Source organism: Turicibacter sp. T129 (assembly GCF_025594975.1).
GTDB lineage: Bacteria > Bacillota_I > Bacilli_A > MOL361 > Turicibacteraceae > Turicibacter > Turicibacter bilis.
Genome location: NZ_JAMQUU010000077.1, coordinates 1 through 24,180, shown reverse-complemented (window position 1 = coordinate 24,180; position 24,180 = coordinate 1). Strand labels below are relative to the sequence as shown.

General features: G+C 34.3%; 21 protein-coding genes, 1 pseudogene and 1 other annotated feature. Of the genes and pseudogenes, 18 read left to right on the top strand and 4 right to left on the bottom strand.

What is annotated here, in order from left to right; translation table 11 throughout:
- The first annotated feature begins 18 nt into the window (after nt 1–18).
- The 9 genes from NEH75_RS11770 to NEH75_RS11730 all read left to right on the top strand — a co-directional run bounded on the left by NEH75_RS11770 (nt 19) and on the right by NEH75_RS11730 (nt 9,260).
- Complete coding sequence (locus tag NEH75_RS11770) at nt 19–1,491, top strand: glycoside hydrolase family 32 protein (RefSeq protein ID WP_055305905.1); 1,473 nt, start codon at nt 19–21, stop codon at nt 1,489–1,491.
- Between the two features lie 639 nt (nt 1,492–2,130).
- The gene (tnpB, locus tag NEH75_RS13665; protein ID WP_370456890.1) at nt 2,131–2,304 is read left to right on the top strand and encodes an IS66 family insertion sequence element accessory protein TnpB; all 174 of its coding nucleotides are present in this window, start codon (nt 2,131–2,133) and stop codon (nt 2,302–2,304) included.
- Between the two features lie 720 nt (nt 2,305–3,024).
- On the top strand, nt 3,025–4,464 hold the full coding sequence (locus NEH75_RS11760) for a DEAD/DEAH box helicase (protein WP_055242183.1): 1,440 nt from the start codon (nt 3,025–3,027) through the stop codon (nt 4,462–4,464).
- A 192-nt stretch (nt 4,465–4,656) separates the two neighbouring features.
- Complete coding sequence (locus tag NEH75_RS11755) at nt 4,657–5,385, top strand: DUF434 domain-containing protein (protein WP_055242185.1); 729 nt, start codon at nt 4,657–4,659, stop codon at nt 5,383–5,385.
- Nucleotides 5,378–5,932 (top strand): DUF3793 family protein, encoded by a 555-nt coding sequence (locus NEH75_RS11750; RefSeq protein WP_262948919.1) that lies wholly within the window; start codon nt 5,378–5,380, stop codon nt 5,930–5,932. Before NEH75_RS11755 ends, NEH75_RS11750 begins: the two co-directional genes overlap by 8 nt.
- A 230-nt stretch (nt 5,933–6,162) precedes the next feature.
- A complete protein-coding gene (locus NEH75_RS11745) occupies nt 6,163–7,050 on the top strand; it encodes a glycoside hydrolase family 73 protein (RefSeq protein ID WP_212723797.1) in 888 nt (295 codons plus the stop codon).
- Nucleotides 7,051–7,325: 275 nt separating this feature from the next.
- The gene (locus NEH75_RS11740) at nt 7,326–7,874 is read left to right on the top strand and encodes a DUF3793 family protein (RefSeq protein WP_055242190.1); all 549 of its coding nucleotides are present in this window, start codon (nt 7,326–7,328) and stop codon (nt 7,872–7,874) included.
- A gap of 23 nt (nt 7,875–7,897) precedes the next feature.
- A complete protein-coding gene (locus NEH75_RS11735) occupies nt 7,898–8,323 on the top strand; it encodes a flavodoxin (RefSeq protein WP_055242192.1) in 426 nt (141 codons plus the stop codon).
- A gap of 103 nt (nt 8,324–8,426) precedes the next feature.
- Nucleotides 8,427–9,260 (top strand): SH3 domain-containing protein, encoded by an 834-nt coding sequence (locus NEH75_RS11730; RefSeq protein ID WP_262948918.1) that lies wholly within the window; start codon nt 8,427–8,429, stop codon nt 9,258–9,260.
- A gap of 25 nt (nt 9,261–9,285) precedes the next feature.
- Here NEH75_RS11730 and NEH75_RS11725 read toward each other — a convergent pair whose 3' ends face one another.
- A complete protein-coding gene (locus NEH75_RS11725; protein ID WP_055305385.1) occupies nt 9,286–9,936 on the bottom strand; it encodes a phosphoribosyltransferase in 651 nt (216 codons plus the stop codon).
- 184 nt (nt 9,937–10,120) lie between these two features.
- Between NEH75_RS11725 and NEH75_RS11720 the strand changes: the two genes are divergently transcribed.
- The 3 genes from NEH75_RS11720 (at nt 10,121) to NEH75_RS11710 (ending at nt 14,712) form a co-directional block, all read left to right on the top strand.
- On the top strand, nt 10,121–10,378 hold the full coding sequence (locus NEH75_RS11720; protein WP_055242197.1) for an SH3 domain-containing protein: 258 nt from the start codon (nt 10,121–10,123) through the stop codon (nt 10,376–10,378).
- Between the two features lie 709 nt (nt 10,379–11,087).
- Nucleotides 11,088–11,771, top strand: coding sequence for a hypothetical protein (locus NEH75_RS11715; protein WP_055242199.1), 684 nt, complete (start codon nt 11,088–11,090; stop codon nt 11,769–11,771).
- Between the two features lie 109 nt (nt 11,772–11,880).
- Nucleotides 11,881–14,712, top strand: a complete 2,832-nt coding sequence (locus tag NEH75_RS11710; RefSeq protein WP_055275360.1) for a DEAD/DEAH box helicase — start codon at nt 11,881–11,883, stop codon at nt 14,710–14,712.
- Nucleotides 14,713–14,755: 43 nt separating this feature from the next.
- Here NEH75_RS11710 and NEH75_RS11705 read toward each other — a convergent pair.
- Nucleotides 14,756–15,118 (bottom strand): annotated as a pseudogene (locus NEH75_RS11705) ((deoxy)nucleoside triphosphate pyrophosphohydrolase); the annotation flags it as partial.
- A gap of 233 nt (nt 15,119–15,351) precedes the next feature.
- On the opposite strand from NEH75_RS11705, the gene NEH75_RS11700 reads away from it, so the two are divergent.
- Nucleotides 15,352–16,881, top strand: coding sequence for a hypothetical protein (locus NEH75_RS11700; RefSeq protein ID WP_055275362.1), 1,530 nt, complete (start codon nt 15,352–15,354; stop codon nt 16,879–16,881).
- 169 nt (nt 16,882–17,050) lie between these two features.
- Here the strand turns inward: NEH75_RS11700 and NEH75_RS11695 are convergent, their stop codons facing one another.
- Both NEH75_RS11695 and NEH75_RS11690 read right to left on the bottom strand, forming a co-directional pair.
- Entirely contained in the window at nt 17,051–17,311 is a 261-nt protein-coding gene (locus NEH75_RS11695) for a hypothetical protein (protein WP_055275364.1), read from the bottom strand.
- Nucleotides 17,312–17,445: 134 nt separating this feature from the next.
- Nucleotides 17,446–19,233: a glycerophosphodiester phosphodiesterase gene (locus tag NEH75_RS11690; protein ID WP_262948917.1), complete on the bottom strand. Its 1,788-nt coding sequence runs from the start codon at nt 19,231–19,233 to the stop codon at nt 17,446–17,448.
- Nucleotides 19,234–19,691: 458 nt separating this feature from the next.
- On the opposite strand from NEH75_RS11690, the gene NEH75_RS11685 reads away from it, so the two are divergent.
- The 5 genes from NEH75_RS11685 to NEH75_RS11665 all read left to right on the top strand — a co-directional run bounded on the left by NEH75_RS11685 (nt 19,692) and on the right by NEH75_RS11665 (nt 24,036).
- Complete coding sequence (locus NEH75_RS11685) at nt 19,692–20,003, top strand: hypothetical protein (protein WP_055275368.1); 312 nt, start codon at nt 19,692–19,694, stop codon at nt 20,001–20,003.
- Nucleotides 20,004–20,308: 305 nt separating this feature from the next.
- On the top strand, nt 20,309–20,743 hold the full coding sequence (locus NEH75_RS11680) for a hypothetical protein (protein ID WP_055275370.1): 435 nt from the start codon (nt 20,309–20,311) through the stop codon (nt 20,741–20,743).
- 450 nt (nt 20,744–21,193) lie between these two features.
- Nucleotides 21,194–21,472, top strand: coding sequence for a hypothetical protein (locus tag NEH75_RS11675; protein WP_055242216.1), 279 nt, complete (start codon nt 21,194–21,196; stop codon nt 21,470–21,472).
- A gap of 193 nt (nt 21,473–21,665) precedes the next feature.
- Nucleotides 21,666–21,886: a binding site (T-box leader), on the top strand.
- A 122-nt stretch (nt 21,887–22,008) separates the two neighbouring features.
- Entirely contained in the window at nt 22,009–23,439 is a 1,431-nt protein-coding gene (gene proS, locus NEH75_RS11670) for a proline--tRNA ligase (protein ID WP_262948916.1), read from the top strand.
- Between the two features lie 420 nt (nt 23,440–23,859).
- Entirely contained in the window at nt 23,860–24,036 is a 177-nt protein-coding gene (locus NEH75_RS11665) for a hypothetical protein (RefSeq protein WP_172678164.1), read from the top strand.
- The last annotated feature ends 144 nt before the right edge of the window (nt 24,037–24,180 follow it).

The following is a 24,180-nucleotide window of genomic DNA, read 5'->3' as shown; positions in this document are numbered from 1 at the left end:
GAAATGAGGATATCAAATATGAATATAATTTTAAATAAAGCTAGAGAGTATGAGATGAATCATGAGGGTGCAATTAAGCTACAAAAACCTGACTTTCATTTAGCATCACGAGTTGGGTGGATGAATGACCCTAATGGATTTAGTGTTTATAATAATGAATACCATATGTTCTATCAATATCACCCATATAGTGCTTCATGGGGACCGATGCATTGGGGACATGCTAAAAGTAAAGATTTGATTAATTGGGAGTATCTGCCTACGGCGTTAGCACCTGATCAAGAGTATGATCAATTTGGATGTTTTTCTGGAAGTGCTGTAACGTTAGATGATGGTAAGCACCTACTTATGTATACAGGTGTGAAAAAAGTAAAACTTCCAAATGGTGAGGAAACCGATATTCAAACACAATGTATTGCCATTGGAGATGGTGTTAATTACAAAAAACATCCAAATAATCCAGTTATCACAGCAGATATGCTACCTGAAGGATGTAGTAAAGTAGATTTTAGAGATCCTAAGATATGGAGAAAAGAAGATGGTAGCTATTTATGCGTAGTAGGAAATAGACCAGCAGATGGTAGTGGACAAGTTGTTCTATTTAGTAGTAAAAACGCAATTGATTGGAAATATGAAGATATTTTATCTTATAATGGAAATAGGCTAGGGAAAATGTGGGAGTGTCCTGATTTCTTTGAGTTGAATGAAAAAGGTGTATTATTAATTAGCCCACAAGATGTTTTACCACAAGGATATGAATATGGAGGTGGGAATGTAACGGCTTGCTTAATCGGTGATTTTGATAATGAGAACAATATCTTTAAAGAAGAAATTAATCATGCAATTGATTATGGGTTAGATTTCTACGCTCCACAATCTGTTCTTACTGAGAGTCAAAGACGGATTATGGTAGGATGGATGGCAAATTGGGACACAAATGGTTTACAAAATCCAGGTAGAGAATGGTTTGGACAAATGAGTATACCAAGAGAACTACACGTTATAAATAATCGATTAATTCAAAACCCAGTTAAAGAAATTGAAAATTACCGAAAAAATAAGGTTGAATATCAAGAAGTTACATTCAAAGGTAATAAAACATTTGAGGCTGTTAAAGGACGAAGAATTGATTTAGAAGTTATCGTTAAACCAAGTATCAACTGTGATGAATTTTCAATTAAACTCGCACAAGATGAAGTATGCTATACTGCAATTAAATACGATGTGAAAAAATCCTTATTAACAATGGATAGAAAATTTTCGGGTTGTAGAAGAGCTGTTTTGAATGAAAAAAGTGCAATAGTACCATTAAAAGATGGTTTGTTAAAACTCAGACTCATTTTAGATAAACAAAGTATTGAGACATTTATTAATGATGGTGATAAAGCAATGACTATGTTAATCTTTACTGATTTAAATGCTGAGGGAATTTCATTTTTTAGCGATGAAGAGATAACGCTAAATCTTGTAAAATATGATTTAGTGAAATAATTAAAGATTAATTTTTTTAGACTAACGAATTGTTAATACAACTGTGACACTTTCTCATGAAATAGCTCGACTCCTACCAGAGAGGGATACCACTTCGTGGGGAGGTGACCTATGCAGTTTTCCACCCTAAACATTTTTGTAGTCGATGATTAATGAGGCACTCTGCCTCATTAATCTCTTCATTACTTCCTCTTTGCCAAGACGAATAGGCATCTGCGAAATAAACAGTAACTTTTAAATCAGCTTCTACTTTGGAATAACAAGCAAACGCTTTTCCTCAATCGGAAGTACGTCATATAAATATGTCTATTTTGACCTCTAACTTTGAGCTATACTGTAGCTATCAAAGATAAGGAGGTCAATTTTTTATGAAAGAAAATCATATTATAGTTCCAGTCACATTGAGTGACCCTAATTTAAAGTCTTAGTCAGCATCTACGACCGGTAAGGATATGCCTGCCTGTTACTTTAAAATTAAGGATACTGAAGTCACGTTTTACAATGGGGAAATAAGAGTATATTTTAGATGAAGTTTTAATGGAGCTGTTTAAGTATGCTTATTAATTTTACTACGATTCAAAATATCTTTAAGCCCTACTAATGGGGGGAGGCATTTACTTCGTAAATGGTCGGTGATCCATTGTTTGTCGCCACAACGATATGCGTTGTGGGAATGAGGGTTTAACTAATGTCCTCACTGATAAATATGATTTAGATTTATTTAATCAGACTATCTTCTTATTTTGTGGGAGAAAAAAGATTGAGACAAAGCTTTATACTAGGATCGTGACGGATTTATGTTGTTATATATAGAAACAGAAATGTATTTCATCATTCTACATCAGTCTTAGTTAATCGATTGCTTTAATACTAAGACAGACTATCGTCCAGGGGTCACCTAGCGATTTCTGAAAGAAATCTACTCCTCCTTTGCTAGGGTATGGGTCACCTACCATGCGAAGCATGTTTCCTCCATTAGTAGGGCTTAAAAGTTTACCGATATGAAAAACTTATCTGGACTTATATATATTAGAATCGAAAATGAAAATTTACAATGACCACAAAATCAAGATGTAAAACAGGTTGCTTATACTAATAGAAATAAGCGGTTTTTTCGATAAAATCTCTTATTTCTATTTTTTTATGATTACTTATACTAGTTGTAATGATAAACCCTTTTCAAAGTAGGCGACTTGGATGACAGAACTTGAACAACAATTAATAGAACGAAATAAAGCTTTATTCACTAAAAATCAATCACTCGCAGAAAAATTTCGCCAACTAACTGTGCAGATTCAGTATATGAATAAAAAGAGATTTGAATTTTCTAAGTGAGAAGACGAAGGTAGCTGATGCTCAAATTTCATTATTTTAATCCGATAATGTTCAGAATTTGGTGTGGTAACTTCTTTATGAGTTTTTTTATGGGTCACATACAATATTACAATCTATCTGATAAAAATTAAGTAATGGCGTCAAAAAGACAAATAAGTGATATAATAAAAGATAGTAATAATTAAAAGAGGTATAAAGATGACAACATTTAATGAATTACAACTTAGTCCTGAGATTTTAAAATCATTAGCTGGGCTTGGTTATGACGAGGCAACTGAAGTTCAGGCCAAAGTAATCCCAGCTATCTTAAACCAAAAAGATGTCTTAGTTCAATCAAAAACGGGAAGCGGGAAAACGGCAGCTTTTGGGATTCCACTGTGTGAGCAGATTGAGTGGGAAGAAAATAAGCCACAAGTCTTGATTTTAACACCAACTCGTGAATTAGCCGTTCAAGTACAAGAAGAAATTATGCACATTGGTCGTTTCAAACGACTTAAGGTGGCAGCTGTTTACGGAAAAGCTCCTTTTAAAGATCAAGCCCGCGAATTAAAACAAAAAACACATATCGTCGTTGGAACACCAGGTCGAGTATTAGACCATATCGAACGTGGAACATTAAACTTACAAAAAATTAAGTGTGTTGTGTTAGATGAAGCAGATGAAATGTTAAAAATGGGGTTCATTGAGACAGTGGAAATGATTATTAAAATGACACCAAGTACTCGTCAAATGATGCTATTTTCAGCAACGATGCCTAATCGTATTAAAGAATTAGCACAAAACTATTTAACGCAACCGATTGAAATTAAAATTGAATCTGAGCATGTGACAACGGAATTAGTTGAACATGAATTATATCCAGTTCGTATGCAAGAAAAAGTTCGTTTACTTCAAGACTTATTAACCGTACAAAATCCAGAACGTTGCATTATTTTCTGCTCAACACGAGAAGCGGTCGATGCTTTATATCAAGGATTAAAAGCGAAAGGTTATCCGGTGAATCGTCTTCATGGAGGGCTTGAACAAAAAGATCGTCTCGATATTATGCGTCAATTTAAAATGGGACGTTTTGCATATTTAGTGGCAACCGATGTAGCTGCTCGTGGAATTGATGTCAGTGGAATGACTCATGTCTTTAACTTTGATTTGCCAGAAGAAAAAGATGCCTTTGTTCATCGCATCGGTCGTGCAGGTCGTGCGGGAGAAAAAGGAAAAGCTATTACATTTGTCACACCATTTGAAACGAAATGGTTAGAAGAAATTCAAAACTATATTGGATTTGAGCTACCGGTTGCTGAGCGTCCAGTGGCGACTGAAGTTGAAAAATCAAGAGCTGCATTTGAAGCCAAGTTAAAAGCAAAACCGAAGATGAGAATGGAAAAACGCGCGGATGTGAATCGTGAAATCATGAAGATTTATTTAAATGGTGGGAAGAAAAAGAAACTTCGTGCCATCGACTTTGTAGGAACCATTTTATCAATTGAAGGCATTGAAAAAGAAGATATCGGAATTATTGATATTCAGGAAAATGTTACTTATATTGATATTTTAAATGGTAAAGGTTGGAGTGTCATTGATGGGTTAAAAACGAAGACCATTAAAGGGAAAAAACTAAAGGTTCAAAAAGCGTATAACTAAACGATTTAAAAGATGAAAAGTAAGGTCGGCAAATTCGCCGATCTTTTTTTGATATGATTAATACGTTGGTAAATGGACGGAAATGCTAGTTTATTGCATAGCAAATCCATCAATTTGTCATACTAGTTTTATTAAGATATAAAAGCAGACGGGGAGGATTTCGTCTGCTTTTTTTCAAAATGAGGTGTAAAAATGGTACGACGTGGGTACGATAGCCAAGACGAACGCTGGTTTTCCCAAGTAGAATTGGAGAAGTTAAAACAGGCAAATCATGATATTACTTGGCTCATCAATCGAGGTTATAAACTAGAAGGAAGTGTTACTTTTGTTAGTAATCGCTTTTTATTTTCAAACCGCCAACGTGAAGCATTAAAGCGTGTTATTTGTGCAAGCACATGTTGTTTAAAACGTATGGAAAAAGAGTTACCACTAGAGCAGATGAAAGGAAAGACACTCTATATTGATGGGTTCAACTTAATTATTACACTTGAAGTGGCATTAAGTGGTGGCACCTTAGTATTTGGGAATGATGGGAATATTCGTGACTTAGCAGGACTTCGAGGCAGTTATCGAATGATTGAAGAAACTGAACAGGCTCTTCAACTACTGGGACAATTTTTAAAGCGATATGAAGTTTCGCATGTCATTTTCTATTTAGATGCACCTGTTTCAAACTCTAAACGGTTAAAATCCAGTATTTTATCGATGATGAAAGCCATTCCTCTTTCTGTTGAAGTGGAATTAGTTCCGAATGCAGATGTGCTACTTGTCAATAAAGAATATGTCGTGAGTACAGATGCTGCTATTTTAGATTCATGCCTGAGTTACTTCAATCTATCAAAAGCGATAATTCGAGAGAACCAAGTGAGTGCCATGATGGTTGATTTTAGAATGAAAGAAAGAGGGAGTATCGATGATTGAATTTATCATTAACTATTGTGCGCCAACACTCGCTCATATAAAAATCGCCAATTTATTTAGCTATCCACTGACAACTATGGAGAGTCTCATAGAAGAGTTAAGGTTAGTCAATGAACAGATGAATCAAGCTGGTATTTACGCTACGTTACTTAAAATCGGAAAGAAAAGAGCTTTAATCTATGTATATGAAAAAGAAGCATTGGAAAGTGAATTAAGAAATTTGAAAGTAAAAGAGTTTTTAAAGCCAATAGGATATCCATCCATTAATCTTAAAGAATGTTTAAACTTTTTAAAAAAACGTTTGATGTTAAGTGAAGAATTTCCACATGAAATTGGATTTTTCCTTGGTTATCCATACGAAGATGTGATAGGATTTATTGAACACCAGGGGAAGGACTATGTTTACAAAGGATACTGGAAGGTTTATGCAAATGTTGAGGAGATGAAAAATTTATTTCAAAAGTATGCAGATTGTAAACAATACTACCTTAAGCAATATGGAGAAGGAATATCGCTACAACGTTTGTGTGATAAAATAATAGATTAATAGATAAGAAGTAGTCATTGTTGTAAATTATAAAAATTTTTATTAATTGTATCGTCGGTTTGTATGAAGGAAGGTTGATGATTTTACAGTTTTTCTACTCTTTTATTATTAAATATTGATTATTTTTCGATATGATAGATAAGTGAAAATGGATAATTAGTAGAGTTGGTGTCGAATCATGATACTGAAATATTGATGATATTGACAGCAAGAGTAAGGAGGCAGAGATTATGAGGAAACAATATCTAATCGGAGTCCTTATTTTACTCCTTCTGATAAGTATGGGTTTGACGTGGAAACTAAAGATGTTTGTTCGGCCTCCTTTAGCGAAAGAGCTACTAGATTTACCTTATATCGTCAATGAGGTCGACGAGCTTGGAGGCGATAACTTTCAACTTAATTGGCAAGAAATCGTGGCGATAATTGCAATGGATCCGAAAAAAGATTTAAGTCAAATTTCAGAGGAAGAGTTACAGCAACAAGCTTCACTTTTTATTAGGAATCATCAAGTCTTGTCCTTTGATGAGGTTCTCAATCAATTAGATTTAAACGAGAAAGAACAAAAGAGGGCCTATGATAACTTGAATCAATTAAAAGATTATGGTTATATTCCTTCTAAAACAGATCCTCAATCTTTTGAGATGAGATTTATTGAGTCGGTTAAAGCAGGGGCGATTGAAAACTATCAGTTATATGGAATTTTACCTTCGATTACGATTGCACAAGCGATATTAGAATCTAATTGGGGACAGTCAGACTTAGCGAATCAAGCGAATAATTTATTTGGAATTAAAACGGGAACGAATTGGTCAGGTGAAGTCATGAGTTTTGAAACGAAAGAAGGTTTTGATGAGTATATTATCGATGAGTTTAGAAGTTATCCATCGCTTAATGCATCCATCATTGATCATGGTCAATTTTTAGTAGCCAATCCTCGTTATACTAAAAGTGGTGTTTTTGAAGCTAAGACTTATAGAACACAGGCAAAAGCATTAGAAGAAGCGGGATATAGTACCGCTAAAGATGAAAATGGGGATAAAATTTATGCTGAAATGCTAGGTCAATTAATTCGTCAATATAATTTACAATTAATTGATCATGCTGTTTTATATTCATAGAAAACCTTTATTTTTAAATAGAGGTTTTTTTGATTATATTTAGAACTTCATCGTTGAGGCTTTTCAATCATTGATAAACATGCTATAGTTTAAGTATCGAGTTAGTTATTGCTAACTTGGTGTGAGGATATTGATAACTACTTTTTATTTTTAAAGATTAGTTAGCTTGTGCTAACTCGTTGAAAAAGATATTTTTTAAATAAAGATTGAGAAGTGTCTTTTATTTTTAAGATTAGGTTAGCATAAGCTAACTAAAATAAAGTGGAGGGATAAAGATGCAGAAGTATTTAGTTGAACATTGTGCACCCACGTTAGCGGGGCTAAAGACAGCGAGTTTATTTAATTTATCTTTTTCAACTCGTGAAGAGTTGGATCAAAAGGTGTTGATGGCGAATCAAATGTTAAATGATAAAGGTCTTTATTGTGAAGTTTTACGACTGCGTCAAACCTCAGCTTTGATTTATGTGTATCGTCATCAACAGTTAGAAATGGATTTATCAAGATTAGAGAGTCAACAACTCTTATTAAAAGTTGGTTATTCCAGTGTGGTGCTAAGACCATGCCTAGAATTATTAAAGGAACGTCTTTGTTATCAAGAAACATTTCCTCATGAAATAGGATTATTTCTTGGCTATCCTGTAGAAGATGTCGTTGGATTTATAAGGCATCAAGGGAAAAATAGTAAGCACACAGGATATTGGAAAGTGTATGGGGATGTAGTGGAGAGTATTAAGCTCTTTACAAAGTTTAAAAAGTGTAAGCATATCTATAAGCAACGATTTGGAAGTGGTGTTTCGATTCAGCAATTAATTGTTGCTGATTAATATAATTAAAGGAGAGTGGAATGATGAGTAAAGTTGCAGTTGTGTTTTGGAGCGGAACAGGAAATACGGAAGCGATGGCAAACCAAGTAGTAGAAGGTGCAAAGCGTAAAGGAGCCGAGGTAGATTTATTTACAGCTGCTGAGTTTGAGAAGAGCTTAGTTGCTACGTATGACGCTATTGCATTTGGATGTCCGTCCATGGGCGTGGAACAGTTAGAAGATAGTGAGTTTGAACCAATGTTTGAAGCTTGTTTACCTGAGCTTGCGCATAAGAATATTGCATTATTTGGTTCATATGGCTGGGGTGATGGTCAGTGGATGGAAGAGTGGGAGTCTACTTGTTCAGAAGCTTCAGCAAATCTAGTTTGTCAAAGCGTGATTTGTAATGATTATCCTGATGAAGAAGCATTAGATGCCTGCTACCATCTTGGACAGTCATTAGTAAAATAAGAGGAAGGAGCGGAATATTCCCGCTTCTTTTTGTCATTTAATCACTTATTTTAAAGATATGTCATACGATAGCAAAAGATAGAGTGAAAGGTGTGAGTAAGTTTTGAGTGAAGACATGAGAGCGCCGATTAATAAATATACCATCACGAATCTTAATTTGCGAAAAGAGCCCTCTAAATCGGCTATGATTATTAAGGTGATTCCAGCCTATTCTCGTTTTGAGCTCATTGACTCAGATGATGAATGGCTTAAGGTGTTATACGATGACCAAATCGGTTATGTTTATAAAGATTATGTCTCAGTGACGAAGGTCACCACAAGTAATGTTCATTTAAGAGCCAAACCATCGAAAAACTCTCAGTCCATGAAAGTGATTAAAAAGCATCAAGAGGTTGAAGTCGTCGATCAAGATGGACTTTGGAGCCAAGGTTTTTATGATGGAAAGCTTGGATTTATTTATAGCGGGTATTTAAGTGATGATGGGGCGAAGTCAGACCCAGATAAATTAGCCGTATTCTACACTGATATGACGAAATATGTCAATGATAATAAAATTAAAAGTCCAACGCCATTTCTGTTAACCACAGATTTAAAAGCCAAACAAACGTATGTCTTTGAAGATAATAAAGGAACTTGGAAAGAATTATATCGCTGGCCATCTACGATTGGGGCACCGGTGACACCAACGATTACAGGAACGTTCCATATTAGTGGTCGTAAACCTTCTTTTGGAACCGACCGTTATCAAGTAAAATATGCGACCCGAATTAAAGATGGTTATTATTATCATTCAATTTTATATGATCCAAGTGGCACACGAATTATCGATGATCGGTTAGGTGAGGCACTGAGTCATGGGTGTATTCGATTAGTTCCGGAGAATGCGAAATGGATTTATGATAATATTTTAGACGGTACCACAGTTGTTATCCATTAGAAAACGCCCATTGATGGGCGTTTTTTTACATGATCACCTGCTGTTTGTTGAGTAAATCGATGTAAGACTTCATTTGTTCTTCTGTGACTTGGGGAAACGATTCATAGTAAGCGCCAACTGAAGTGAAGCGATCAATGGAATGGAGACAGATGATGTCATCTACAAATTGTCGGAATGCTTCAATCGTTTCAGTTGGGGCAACAGGGACAGCCAGAATAAGTTTTTTAGGTGCGTGAGCATGAATAGATTTAATGGCAGCAAGTAGGGTGAAGCCTGTGGCAATCCCATCATCAATTAAGATGACCGTTTGATTCATCACAGGTGGGAATGTTTCACTTCCTCGATACTTCTGGAGTCGACGTTTAATTTCCATCATTTCTTGTTGAATTTGTTCTTGAATATAGTCAGAAGAAACGTCGATTTGATTAATATATTCTTCATATAATAAATAATTTCCATCCATCGTGACGGCACCGATGGCAATTTCTTTATTATGAGGGGCACCGATTTTTCGCGGAATCATAAAATCCCAATCTAGTTGATAACGGCGAATAGTCTCGAGCCCAACTTCAACGCCTCCACGGGGAACGAGTAAGATGAGAGGATAATCGTTCTCAAATCGTTTAAGTTGATTAGCAAGTTGTTGGCCTGCATCGAATCGGTCTTTAAAAAGCATCTAAATTCCTTCTTTCATTAAAAATGCTTTGATTATTATGTGAATTTTTGGTGATTCATATCATCAAAAACTAACGATTCAAAAAAAGTAACAAGGTGAGGAAAAATTTAAAAATTCATCGGTAACAAATTCAAAAAATTAGCATAAAATGCATTGAAATGTCATTAGAAAGGATGAATTTAAAGTGAAAGTTTTGAAACACCACATGTCTGTCTATCAATATACATGGACAAGTTTAAAATTACGAGCGGAAAAATCAATGATTGCTGAAGTTTTAACAGTAATCCCATCTCATACGAAATTTGAGGTGATTGATGTTGATGGCTTGTGGTTAAAAGTAGTATATGAAGGTCATATTGGTTTTGTCATTAAACAATCGGTTTCAGTCAGTGAGCTAGTCGAGAAATCATTGCAACTTAATTTTCAAAAAGAGGTTATTTAAATGATGTTAGCTTGTAAAATTGAGGAGCAAGTTGAGAAAAGAAGTGACAATCTGAAAAAAAGTATCTGACAGAATATAAAATCCGATAAATTCTGCCGGTTAAAATTTTTATAATAGAAAGGTAAGGGAAGAAAAATAGAAAATAGATATTGGGGTGTCATTTTCTATTTGGAGAATTAAAATAGGTAGTGTATTGTATTCTTTGCTAGAAACTTTACCTAAAAGCCATCTGGATTTGAAATCGAGATGGCTTTTTTTATGATGAAATCAGAAAAAATTGCAAACGATATAAAGATAAATAGGGTTGATTGTTGTTATGACAAGGATTACGATAAGTGGTTAGATGAATGGGATCAATAGATGAAAAATACATGGGATAGAGGATTTCATAGCATCATATAAATATAGCTACTGATATTAGCAGGGGGGGATAATATCGTTAATTTCTACTAAATCGTTGACTTTCAGTGTATTTAGAGCGTGAGTCATTTATGATTAATTGTGCTATTGATCAACGTAAGATTCCTCTTCAAATTTTAATGAAGTTAGTCACTTATTTGGTGAACTAGTGAAAAAGAGGGTTAGGAATAAAAGCTTTATCGCATAAGAAGAACATGAATGGCTTATATTAAAATTCCTTAGTATAAATAGAGGCTAGCTGATAAATACTACTGAGAGCTTGATTAAACAGTAGATTTGAGGTGATCAAATGAATGAACAAAGAAATGAGGCCGTATGGTATTTTGTCATGAGTGTGTTGATAGCATGGATTTGTCTAAAGTCGTTTGATTTTCTAGGAATTGCAGGTCATCTTTTATTAGTTATAGCTATAGGTTTAATGGGGATTGGATTTATAAAATTACCAATGATAAAAAATAGGAAACATGAAAGATATAATCATCGACTTCATCAAGGAATGCAATTAAATGAAGTCTATCAAAAGTTGAAACTAAGTTTTGATGAAGAAATGGGAGATGATAAGACGATCATTTATGTAGATAGTCGACATAATAAATGGTTTGTGATTCAAAAAGAAAAGGTTATGCCAGATTATAAAAGGATACATATTTTTGATTTTTGTGATATTGTCTCAGTCGAGTTAATAAATGAACGAAGCTTTTATAAGAATCAACTCAATTACCGCACTGTCGATGAAGTTTGTACAAGACTTGAAGTACAAGTTATGACTACAAACATCAAGATGCCAGAAATTCATTTACGATTTATCACTGCAGATGTTTTTTGTTCATCAAAGCAGTATCAAAAGATATTAAGAGAAGCGGAATATATAAAGACGATATTAACAAGCATGAAATATCAAGGTCATGATGAGTTATATGGATGGGGCGAGAATATAAAATATAAGGAGGAAAGAGAGGAAGTTATTGAATAAAAATAAAGCTAGAGGAAATCCTCTAGTTTTATTTTTGTCGTAGATCGATTGAGGAATACTGTGCTAAAATGATCTTATTGTAAGTGAAATGTTGTAAGGAGTGTCAGAGATGGAACAAGAGACAGTATTTATTCGAAACCAAGGTGGCGTGACAGTACTGAGTGACTTACTTCAATCACTGGATCAGTGTGAAGGTTTTTGTTTTACGGTGGCCTTTATGACGTTTGGTGGAGTTCAGCTATTAGTTCAAAAGTTAAGTGAATTGGAACAACGTGGTATTTATGGTCGCGTTTTGACATCAACATATCAGCAATTTTCAGAACCGAAGGCGATTGAGAAGTTACAATCTTTTAAAAATATAGAAGTTCGTTTATATGATCAAGTCATTGAAGGGGGACTTCATGCAAAAGGTTATCTATTTATGAAAGGAGAGCTTGTTGAGGTTTATATTGGTTCATCCAATTTAACGACGAGTGCATTAAAAGAAAATATTGAATGGAATGTGAAGTTAACTAAATCAAAGAGTGATGTAATGGTTGAGGACGTATTATCTGATTATGAATTGTTATGGGAAGCTGCAGGTAGTTTAACGAAAGAGAAATTAGAAAAGTACAAAGCCAGCTATCAAAGATTTAAGGCTTTTGAAAGAGAGAGCTTGTTAGAAGTAGAAGATGCACTATTATTACCAAGTGAGGTTCGTCCAAATCTGATGCAACAAGCGGCCATGAAACGACTGAATTCACTTCGTCAAAGAGGAGAAAAGAAAGCTTTAGTGATTGCAGCAACAGGAACTGGTAAGACTTATATGTCGGCATTTGATGTCAGTCAGGTCAAACCTAGAAAGTTATTGTTTGTAGTGCATCGAGAGGAGATTTTACGAAGTGCGAAGGTCACGTTTGAGAAAGTAATGGGGGATTGTAATATATCGATGGGGCTTTATACGGGGAATGTGAAAGAGATAGAGGCGGATTATTTATTTGCAACGGTACAGACGATGTCGCGTTACTATGAGCAGTATCCACGTGATTATTTTGATTATGTCATTATTGATGAAGCACATCATGTTGGTGGCCAGTCCTATCAAAAATTATTAGATTATTTTACACCTAAATTTTTACTGGGAATGACAGCAACACCAGAACGTTGTGATGATTTTAATATTTTTGATTGTTTTGATGGTCATGTTGCATTAGAGGTTCGTCTTCGTGAAGCACTTGAAGAAAATTTGATTGTTCCTTTTCATTATTTTGGGATCCGTGATATCGAAGGTGTGAATTTAAGTGATGTTAAGTTGGATCAAATTCATGAAATAACAAAGCGACTTAAAGTCAATGAACGGGTTAATTTTATTTTAGAGCAGATGCAATTATTTGGGTATGATGGGGAATATCGTAAGGCAATTGGTTTTTGTGTTAGTGTGGAGCATGCGGAGTATATGACGCAAAAATTTAATGAAGCGGGAGTTGTAAGTGCTTGTTTAACGGGGAATCATTCTCCCGAAGAGCGACAAGTCATAATTCAACGTCTAGAAGATGATCAGGATCCATTAGAAGTGATTTTTACGGTTGATATTTTTAACGAAGGAGTCGATATTCCATCTATTAATTTGGTACTTATGCTTCGTCCGACACAATCGCCAATTATCTTTATCCAACAATTAGGTCGTGGATTACGTAAGCAAGAAAATAAAGAGTTTTTAACTGTTTTAGATTTTATTGGTAATCATCATAAATCATTCTTAACTGCGATTGCACTAAATGGTGATCGTTTTTATGATAAAGATAGTTTGAAAGTAGCCGTATCAACGGGATTCCCTGATATTCCAGGAGACAGTTTTATCATTTTAGATAGTATTTCAAAGGAGCAAATTTTAACACAATTAGAGTCTGAGAATTTTAATTCGATGGCATATTTAAGGGAAACTTACCAAGAATTTAAACGAATGAATCGAGGACAGACGCCGTATATGTTAAGTGATTATTTAAAATATGAAGGGGCACCTGATCCAGTATCGTTCATTAAAAAAGAAAAAACTTATCTTAATTTTGTTGCTAAAGTTGAACAAGATTCATTTCTTTTGTCACTTTTAGGTGCCGATGAATTTGTTAAAGTAGTGCGTGAATGGTCAGGTCAACTTCCTCTAAGGCGACCATATGAGTTCATCTTATTAAATTATTTAATGCGTCATCCTGAAGTGATGCATCTAGATTTAGAGATGGCTATCAAAGAGGTATTAAAGTATGTCGATGCCGTGTGTGAGGAAAGTGTGTTACATGCCTTACAATGTTTAGGTCAAGTTTATTATGACACAGGTGAAGTTTCTCAGTATTTAAAACTTTTCGAGTGTCTCGGTCAAACGATAGTCGTATTACCGGTGTTTAATCAATTACGTCATGCCCCTCATTTTAAACCTTATTTAGAAGATGTCTTAATGTATGGATTAGTCCGTTACCAAGAGGAATTTGGAACTAATGATTATGGATTACCTTTCTTCAAGTTATATGAATCTTATACGATGAAGGAGGTTGCTAAACTGGCAAACTATGATAAAAAACATAGTGCATTTAGAGGAAGTGGATTGTTAACCTATCAGAATGATTTCTTCTTATTTGTTGATTTACATAAAGAAGAAGACATAAAAGAAAGCATTAATTATCAAGATCAGTTTATTTCAGCAGATAAGTTTCAATGGCAGTCTCCAAATGCTACAACTCAAGATTCAGAACGTGGACAAAAGATTATTCATAATAAAGAGAAGGGAATTAATCTTCACTTATTTGTGCGTAAATTTAAAAAGATTGATGGTGAAGTTCAACCATATATCTATATTGGAAGAGGAAATACCATTCACGCAGAAGGAAATAAGCCTATAACGATTCAAATGGAACTTGAGCATAAAATCCCAGCAGCGTTATATCGAGAATTTAATTATAAAGTATAACAAAAAAGAGTCTAGAACCCTTTGGTTTCAAAGACTCTTTTTGTTATTTCATTAGTTCATGGACAGCAGGAAGATCAGCGGGTGCCCAGTTTAATTTATTGAGTTGAGATTTTGACACCCAGCGTAATTCTGCGTGTTCATTAGCATTCGGTGTCCCCTGAACTAACTCGCAGAGGACGGTGATTAAGTTGACAAAAATGTGTTCATATTCATGCGTATAATCATTGAATACTTGAAGAGCTTTTATTGTACAGTCTAATTCTTCCTGAATTTCACGAATAACAGCATCTTCGATACTTTCATTAGGCTCAATCTTTCCACCTGGAAACTCCCAATAGTTCGGTAGGCTCATCTTGGGTGAACGAAGCGCACATAACACTTCATCACACTCATTGATGATAATAGCACCAACGACTTTGACTGTTTTTTTTCATTTGTATCACCTGTTTATTAATAATAACCATTATATCATAAAAAGCGACGTTGGGAAAAAGATTAACATGTATGGAGTATCTGAATTAGGAGGTTAGTCTCAGTCATGATAGAAAAGAGGGAAAGTAACTTTCTAGTCATCACTTTACGAGCCATTCTTCCATATAATGAACTATATGAATAGTTTGAGACTAAAGGAGAAATCGTATGTTATGGTTTGAAAGATTAAATAAAATTCAAGGATTTGATATTAATGATCCAGCTAATGCAAGACAAAATAGTTATGCTTGGTCAATGGTGGAATTTGGAGATTATATTTATGTGGGAACTTGCAGGAATATGTTGATTTCTGCTGCTACTAGTTTTAGTGGTCAATTAAATCAAAATCCTATCATTACAACTGGAATCGATAATAACGCTGAAATTTGGAGATATAAAAAGGATGGAAGCTGTCCATGGCAACGAGTCTTTAAGACTAATTCTTCCGATAATAGTTATGGATTTCGAGCGATGATTACACATCAATCGGAGTATTCTTGTGCCATTTATGCCGCAACCATTGGTGAACAGGTGTATGTCTTTAAAAGTGAGGATGGAGTACACTGGAAAAAATTATACACCCCTGAATTGGTTGGGACAAGCTCGAGAGCTTTTGCCTCTTTGAATGGTAGATTGTATATCGCCACATTGGATGAAGCCATAGGTGGAGGAATGCCATATTTATATTCAAGCCAAGATCCTGAATTTGAACCTTTTGAGTTAGTGATTAACCCTAATAGTCGTTCTTTTATTCCAAGCCAAAATCCAGTTGGTGGAGTTGATAGCTTACAAGTTTTTAATCATAAACTGTATGTAGGGATTGAGACTGAAAGTGGAGCTGAAATCTGGCGTTCGAATGATAGCTATCCAACCATGAATGATTGGACACTAGTTGCTGATAAAGGATTTGGAGATGCAATGAATCGAAATGTGATGTCTACTGGAGTCTTTAAAAATCATCTGTATATTGCTGTGACTAAAGAGTTACCATTAGCTTTATTTGCACCACTCGGCTTTGATTTAATTCGGGTTGATAAAAATGATAACTGGGAAGTTGTTGTAGGAGGGAAGCCATTACTTTCATCCTCTCCTTCGACTGGAAAAAGAAATAAAAGCATTTCGGGATTTAATTCAGGATTTAACAATATCTTTAATGTTTATGGGTGGCAAATTAAAGAATATGAGAATCATTTAATTCTTACCACATATGATGCTTCAACTAATGTACGACTCCTATATGAGGTGTTTCGTAAAAATAAAGAGCAATATATAGAAAATATGGGAATAGAGAATTATACAAAGATTGTTAGAGCATACTCAAAAATTTTATGCTTATTGAATAAATATAATTATCCCAAAGGATTTGATATTTATACATCCACCGATGGTTGTCATTTTACACCAAGAGTTTTAGATGGTCTACATGATCCATATAGTTATGGTGGAAGGACTCTATTGGTTAGTTGTGAAGATGAGTTGTATCTTGGAACAGCAAATCCCTATTGTGGATGTAATGTTTGGAAAGCGCGTTATGTCAACTCCAATTGCTACCATTCAAATGGTAACTTAAATACATACTTTAATAATTTGAATCAAATGAATGGTGAATTGCAAAAGGTTTATCCAGAGTTAATAGAAGCACTTGAGAACATGTTTACGTTACGAGCTCAGGCGACGAATCAACAAAGTGAAAATTAGAAGCAATCAATACAGCAAATTTAACTCTAATTAAAAAAGAATATTAGAACGTATATGAAATATAACCTATAGAATAGACACTATCAAACAATGGCTATTCTATAGGTTTTTTGGATAAGACGAATTGTTAATACAAATGCGATACTTTCTGATGAAATAGCTCGCTTCCCTACCAGAGGAGGATACCGCTTCGTGGGTAGGTGACCCATGCAGTTTTCTTCCCTAAACATTTTCGTGGTTGATGAATAATGAGACAGAATGTCTGATTAATCTCTTCATTATTAACTTGTGCTAAGTTTGTCTTCTTCTGCGAGAATTGTTCAAGAAGACCATTGGTATTTTCATTTGTAGTTTGTTGTGCTTCTTTAGTTAATGGACGTGATTGACCATGAACTCCAAAATCAGGTTTAGCATGTCGTATCCAATACATCGTCTTTATTAGATTATCCGCTTTTTTTAGTAATTTTATATGAAATATAGGTAGTGATCAATAGAGAGATGCTTCAACATAATAGAGATTTTTGAAATTCATAAAAACAGTGGTTTTTAGGAAAAAATCTTTTTTCATTGGTCAAAAAGGAGATCTGAAATGAATGAGATGTATGGATCACTAATATCAGTCAATTGATTTTGTAAGAGAACGGGATCATCAGTGACGATTCCATCGACCTGCATGGAAATCATGGATTGCATGGTTGATTCTTTATTGACAGTCCACGCATAGATTTGTTTTCCAGAACGATGAATCTGATCAATTAAAGCATATGAAATAAATGAGGCTTCGATGGAATAATAGTCGACATCCTCAAGATCTTGGTAATCGCCATAAGCTAACGCAGTGATGTAGACGGTTTGAATTTTTGGATTAATCATTTTGACAGCTTGTAAAACACGATAATCCATCGCCCCGATGAGACATTCTTTTTCCATGTTATATGCTTCGATGAGTTCAATGACTTTCCGTGCGACATCAACGGGATGATCTTTTGCTTTAATTTCAATCATCAACGTAATCTGACCTTTACTACGTTGTAGGACTTCTTCAAGCGTTGGAACCGGTTCGCCGTCAAATTCTGAAGAGAACCAGTTTCCCGCTTCAAGTGTTTGAATGTCTGAATAAGTGGCTTCACTGACTTTTCCATTAAAGCCAGTTGTTCGTTTGAGATTGGCATCATGCATTAAGATAATTTCACCATCTTTTGTTTGTTGAACATCAATTTCTGCCATATGGGCGCCACTTAATATGGCGTAGTCTAAGGCGGCTAATGTATTTTCAGGTGCATGAGTAGCTGACGCTCGATGAGCAATGATTTGCATTTCATCAGATAAGTGTTTATTAACATTGTAAAGATTATCTGGACTAATGAGCTCCCCAACTAATAGGCTTAAAATAAGAGTTGTACTTGCTAATAGAATGGGATGTTGGCGCTTTGAAGCATAGCCTGAAGAGAGGTGAGGGATAAAACTATGAGGTGATTGAACATATAATGTGGTTATAAAAGCACAAGTTCCAATTAGGAAGAGACTTGGAGCGATGATGGTTAACATGTTTTTAATCATTAAGGAAGCGTTAAAAAAGACCATCATGGCTTTCGATGATGGAAGTATTACTTTAATGACAAGTGCACAACTGAAAATAAAAAATCCATAAACGGTCATAAAGCCAATCGCGACTAATAATGACCACCTTATTAGTAAGGGGATAAGCTGACGAACGTTCTTTTTTGTCAGTTGAAGGCTTTCCTGACAAGCGGATAAAACAGATGTTTTTTTATAAATAAAAATCGGAAAAGTGAAAATAAAGTGAAGGCATAATAATTCAATGAGGACGATAAAAACGAAATACATCGGATGTAAGGGAGCCCTTTGATAAATGAAGTCAAATAAAAATTCAGTCATCGAGGCACCATCTAAAAAGACAAATTTAAAAACAAAGGCGGATACTGGAATGAAAAAAATTAAAGGAAATAGCAATATAATATTCTTAGGATAAAGGATCGTACAGGATTGTTTAATACTTTGTTCAATTAATCTAAAAATAGAAGGTCTCTGTTGAGAAATAGCACATTGAATGAGAATGAAAATGGCCTGAATTTCAAAAAAGAAATAATAGCCTAAACAAAGAATCATTGAAAAACCTAGAATAAGGGTAGAGGGGGAAAAGATAAAGTGATAGATGATGCTAGGACTTAAATAAGTTAAATCGGCTTGTTGCATCATTGAGGTTAAAATTGAAAAAAACATAGGGATAATGACGACTAAAGCAAAGAATTTATGAATAAGTTCAAATAATAAGAGGGTCAGCCAATTCCATTTTATATAGTATAATGTTTGTTTAATCAGATGAAGCATTCTCTTGTCCTCCCTATCCGCCGTAATGCTTAATCATATGCAGAAGATTTAATTAATTTGCTTCATGATGAAAAGATTTAATCAAAGACATAATGAAAGTGAGTGGTCTTTGATTTGTCATAACGAGTTCTTGAGGGGATTGACCTATCTTTTAGACAGAACAGAGTAAAATTAACTTACTTGAAATTTTTAGAGTAAAACTAGCTTGAAAGAGGAAGTTAGAAAGTTCAATCATTGTTTACTAATTGACTAAATATTAGAGGTTATAGTTTATAGTATGACCCTATATGTGTTGAATCATGAGATAATATTAGATAATGTGTTATAAAATTAGGCAGTAAGGGATAAAAATAAAGAGTAAAGTTTAGTCATTCTTAATCTATAATAGATGAAATAGACTTTGAGTTTAGATGTAGTTCTTGTATAATAGAAATTATAACAAATAAGTGAGGTTAAATATGAGAAAACGTTATTATACTAATTTTGAATTTTACTATGATGAAAATACGATGGACATTCCGCAGCATATTCTAGAAAGTGAACAATTATCAGATGCAGCTAAAAATATTTATATTTACTTCATCTATTTAATCACTGAAAATGTAGAAGATGTTTTAGATGCACTCAGCCGAATTGATGAGGCGAAAAAGGATTTAGAGCCAGGACTTGAGGAACTTTTAGCTTGTGGATTAATTAAAAATGAGATTAAAACGAATGAAGCAGGCGAAGAAGAAGTACACTATATTGTTACAAAAGAGATGAATGAGTAAGCGTTAAGCTTACTTTTTTTATAAGGAAGAAGTGAAACGGAATTAGGAATCGTTATTATTGAAGGGGTATTATCTTTTTCTTCACCATTTATTTTGCCTATTTTACCGGTCTACTTAAGTCTATTATCAAATAGCACCAATGAAAATGAAACTAAGACAAGTTTTTTTATTCTGCCGTTAGTTTCCGTTTAAGCTGTTTTAGAACTTTAAGTTTAACGTAGCAAATGAAAGAGGTTATTTATTTCGAGATAGTAGCAATTGCTCTCATTTTTCATAAAATAAGATGAAAAGTTAGGAGTGATAGAATGAATTATTCAAATATTCGAATCGTCAATCAACCTTTCAATCCAGCTCTTGGGTGGACAACTATCAATCAAGGACCAAATAGTATTCAAATTCCATCAAGACCCCCATTTTATGGGCCTAGCATAGGAAATAATATGCCATCAAGTGGAGGTTCGCAGCCTTCTGGTAGTCAAATGATGCCAACAACGCCAGCTCCAAATTTTACGCCTCAAAAAAATCAAAATCAATTTAGTACCTTTGCAATTGATGCAGGTAGTATTAGCGGCTGCTTATATCGATGGGTATATATTTGGCCATCACGTTCAAATCAAGGATTTTGGCTTTATTTAACGTATGTAGGTCGCAGAAGTATTGCTGGTTTTAGAGCATCAGGATGGGGATTTAGTTATTATGGAATGGATGTTAATCAAATTGATTCGTTCCAGTGCTATTAAGATAGAACCTTTCTAACCATTCGGTTAGGAAGGTTTTTTAATAGTAAAATATTGAAAAATTAAAAGAGTTGGTGCAACAAAGACGTTAATAAGAGCAAAGCATTTAAAAAGAGGTGACATCGTTGCAATGGTCAGTTGACCATAGCGAGATGCTGGTGATGAGGGTATTTATTGAGGTATCTTCAAGGAAAAATATTGGAATAATTTATATTAAATATCATTGAAATGCGGTATACGTTAGCGTAGTCAGGATTAGTGGATAAAATTCGACAAAACTAGGCGTTATAACGCTCTCATCTTATGGGGAATAGAGTTTTATAAAATTGTGTACGTTTTTACATAGTTTCATTGAGTTTTTTTTCACAAAGTTATTGTTCAAAAATTCACAACATGCTATAATGAGGACATCAAGGAAAATATGAATAAAAAACATGAGAGGGGTTTTCTAGCATGAGAACTGAGAAAGAATTTATCAACTATATTAATGAATGTCCAACAAACGTTAAAATCCGAGGAAACCGACAAAGTATCATCTTATCTTGTGAAGATACTGAGGTAAAATTCCCAGTGGTTGATCATATTTATACACGTTTTGTGTGCTCATTATCACATGCAGAAATATTATCAATGGGACGATTAGAAGAAATTACGATAGAAGGATTAGAGGCATTAGCGATGGCAGCTATGAATCGAAAAGCATCAAGCTTTGACTTAGCATTCCAAGCTTAAGTAAAATAAAAAAATAGTAAAAATAGAGCGAATCAAGCTCTGTTTTTTTGATTGATTCGTATTAATGGTATATCCATTTTAAGGAAAACAAGGGTAGTGGATGAGAATAAAAACGTTTTATTTAACTGTAAAAATGAAAAAAGTCGAAAAAAAGACTTTACAATTCGAAATTTATTAGCTAAGATGAATACAAATATTCGCGTTGAAGAAGAATAGTAGAGATTACCCTTTTTTGTAGAGAGAGAATGGTTGGTGAAAATTCTCAAAAAGGAATCTTGAACCAGCCTTGGAGCTCTGTACCGAAAGATTGAGTAAGCTACAGCGGTTGATCTCGTTATCGATTTTAAAGATATGATGATAGAGCCATGGACTATGATCATAATTAGGGTGGTACCGCCGTTTTTGGCCCCTTACTTGGGGAGCAAAGCGGCGTTTTTTTTGTATACAGGAAACGCCGAGATGCCCCTTAAACTAGATGAAAGATAAGGATGAACCTTATCTACGAACTTAATTTAGATTTTAGGGAGTGACGTAACATGAGTAAGAAATTTGTTCAAGCCATTACTGCGATTGATGAAGATTTTGCGCAGTGGTATACCGATGTTGTAAAGAAAGCAGAATTAGTTGATTATTCGAGTGTAAAAGGGTGTATGATTGTCCGTCCATATGGATATGCCATTTGGGAAAACATTCAAAGCTATTTAGATAAAAAATTTAAAGAAACAGGGCATGAAAATGTTTATATGCCAATGTTAATTCCAGAATCACTATTACAACGTGAAAAAGATCATGTCGAAGGATTTGCACCGGAAGTAGCCTGGGTGACACATGGTGGAAATGAGAAGTTAGCAGAACGATTAGTCGTTCGTCCAACGTCAGAAACTTTATTCTGTGATCATTATTCAAAAATTGTTCAAAGTTATAATGATTTACCCAAAAAATATAATCAATGGTGTTCGGTTGTTCGCTGGGAAAAAACAACGCGCCCATTCTTACGTACCACTGAATTCTTATGGCAAGAAGGTCACACCGTTCATGCGACGGCTGAAGAAGCTCAAGAAGAAACCTTGTTAATGTTAGATACTTATGCCAAAATGTGTGAAGAATTCTTAGCCATTCCAGTGATTAAAGGGCAAAAAACAGAAAAAGAAAAATTTTCTGGAGCCCATTCAACGTATACGATTGAAAGCTTAATGCACGATGGAAAAGCATTACAAAGTGGAACATCACATAATTTTGGAACCGGATTTGCTAAAGCCTTTGATATTAAATTTGCAGATAAAGATTCTGAAATGAAATATGCACATCAAACATCATGGGGAGTGACAACACGTTTAATCGGTGCGATTATCATGGTACATGGAGATAGTTCAGGTCTTGTTTTACCACCTAAAGTAGCGCCAACACAAGTCGTTATTATTCCAATTGCCGCACACAAAGAAGGAGTGATTGAAAAAGCGAATGAATTACAAGCACGCTTAGCAACTGTCGCTCGTGTCAAATGTGATACATCTGATAAAACACCAGGATGGAAGTTTAGTGAATATGAAATGAAAGGAATTCCTGTTCGTGTAGAAATCGGGCCAAAAGATTTTGAAAATCATCAAGCAGTCTTAGTTCGTCGTGATACACGTGAGAAAATCGTCGTATCACTCGATGAATTAGAAATAAAAGTTGCAGAATTACTAGAAGATATCCAACGTCATTTATATGCAAAAGCTTTAGCGAAGCGTGAAGCGATGACATATACAGCGAAGACGATGGATGAATTAAAAGAAAATGCACAGAATCGTCCAGGTTTCACAAAGGCTATGTGGTGTATGAATCAAGCTTGTGAAGATAAAATTAAAGAAGAAGTTGGATTTACATCACGCTGTATGCCATTTGTCCAAGAAGAAATTTCACAAACGTGCGTCTGCTGTGGAAAAAAAGCGAAGACGATGGTTTACTGGGCCAAAGCTTACTAATGATTCTATTTTTAAAAGCCAAGCTATCGATATTTAAACATTGAACAAGTGAGAAAATAACAAGAAAATCAAAGCGGGAAAAATTAATCAATATATAAGAAGCAGTAAAGTTTTTACGATGGAAAACTCTTTATTGCTTCTATCGTTATCTGATGTTTCTAACATTTTGAAACTTTAACTTTGACGCCAATCATATAAATGATTTATTAATTTTATATATATACAAACAGAAATGTAATTCATAGTTTTAACGCACACTTTGTTGTATATCTCTTTTAGCACTTAGATACTTTTTAATCTAGCTAAAATTTTTCTTGGTATGAAAAACTTATCTGTTTCTATATAGTTTAAAATTTTATGCATATTTTAACAACTTGCTTCTTATAATGTGATATCAAACCATTAAAGGAGCTAATAATCATGAAAAAATTTGAATACCGATTAGAGGAATTACATATTGATATTAAATCAGCTTTAAATCCAGCATATACTGAGCTTCATGATCAGCTTGAAGAAAAATTAAATGAACTTGGAAAAGAAGGATGGCGTCTTTGTGGTGTCAATGGTTGCTTATATTATTTTGCACGGGAACTTTAGTCCTATATAATAAGGATAACAAACATAGAAATTAAGGGGAAAAATTAATTTAGCTTTATTTAGAAGAAGTATTAAGTGTGTCTCACTTGTTACTATCCTTTAAATAAAGCTTTTTTTTATAATCCTGAGTTGTCAATTTAAATC

Excerpts from the sequence above, each read along its gene's own strand:
- NEH75_RS11710 (WP_055275360.1), top strand. The coding sequence starts at position 11,881 with ATGGAACAAGAGACAGTATTTATTCGAAACCAAGGTGGCGTGACAGTA.
- NEH75_RS11695 (WP_055275364.1), bottom strand. The coding sequence starts at position 17,311 with ATGTATTGGATACGACATGCTAAACCTGATTTTGGAGTTCATGGTCAA.
- NEH75_RS11740 (WP_055242190.1), top strand. The coding sequence starts at position 7,326 with ATGCAGAAGTATTTAGTTGAACATTGTGCACCCACGTTAGCGGGGCTA.
- NEH75_RS11760 (WP_055242183.1), top strand. The coding sequence starts at position 3,025 with ATGACAACATTTAATGAATTACAACTTAGTCCTGAGATTTTAAAATCA.
- NEH75_RS11680 (WP_055275370.1), top strand. The coding sequence starts at position 20,309 with ATGAATTATTCAAATATTCGAATCGTCAATCAACCTTTCAATCCAGCT.
- NEH75_RS11715 (WP_055242199.1), top strand. The coding sequence starts at position 11,088 with ATGAATGAACAAAGAAATGAGGCCGTATGGTATTTTGTCATGAGTGTG.
- NEH75_RS11665 (WP_172678164.1), top strand. The coding sequence starts at position 23,860 with ATGAAAAAATTTGAATACCGATTAGAGGAATTACATATTGATATTAAA.
- NEH75_RS11725 (WP_055305385.1), bottom strand. The coding sequence starts at position 9,936 with ATGCTTTTTAAAGACCGATTCGATGCAGGCCAACAACTTGCTAATCAA.
- NEH75_RS11675 (WP_055242216.1), top strand. The coding sequence starts at position 21,194 with ATGAGAACTGAGAAAGAATTTATCAACTATATTAATGAATGTCCAACA.
- NEH75_RS11700 (WP_055275362.1), top strand. The coding sequence starts at position 15,352 with ATGTTATGGTTTGAAAGATTAAATAAAATTCAAGGATTTGATATTAAT.
- NEH75_RS11755 (WP_055242185.1), top strand. The coding sequence starts at position 4,657 with ATGGTACGACGTGGGTACGATAGCCAAGACGAACGCTGGTTTTCCCAA.
- NEH75_RS11735 (WP_055242192.1), top strand. The coding sequence starts at position 7,898 with ATGAGTAAAGTTGCAGTTGTGTTTTGGAGCGGAACAGGAAATACGGAA.
- NEH75_RS11750 (WP_262948919.1), top strand. The coding sequence starts at position 5,378 with ATGATTGAATTTATCATTAACTATTGTGCGCCAACACTCGCTCATATA.
- NEH75_RS11745 (WP_212723797.1), top strand. The coding sequence starts at position 6,163 with ATGAGGAAACAATATCTAATCGGAGTCCTTATTTTACTCCTTCTGATA.
- NEH75_RS11770 (WP_055305905.1), top strand. The coding sequence starts at position 19 with ATGAATATAATTTTAAATAAAGCTAGAGAGTATGAGATGAATCATGAG.
- proS (WP_262948916.1), top strand. The coding sequence starts at position 22,009 with ATGAGTAAGAAATTTGTTCAAGCCATTACTGCGATTGATGAAGATTTT.
- NEH75_RS11685 (WP_055275368.1), top strand. The coding sequence starts at position 19,692 with ATGAGAAAACGTTATTATACTAATTTTGAATTTTACTATGATGAAAAT.
- NEH75_RS11690 (WP_262948917.1), bottom strand. The coding sequence starts at position 19,233 with ATGCTTCATCTGATTAAACAAACATTATACTATATAAAATGGAATTGG.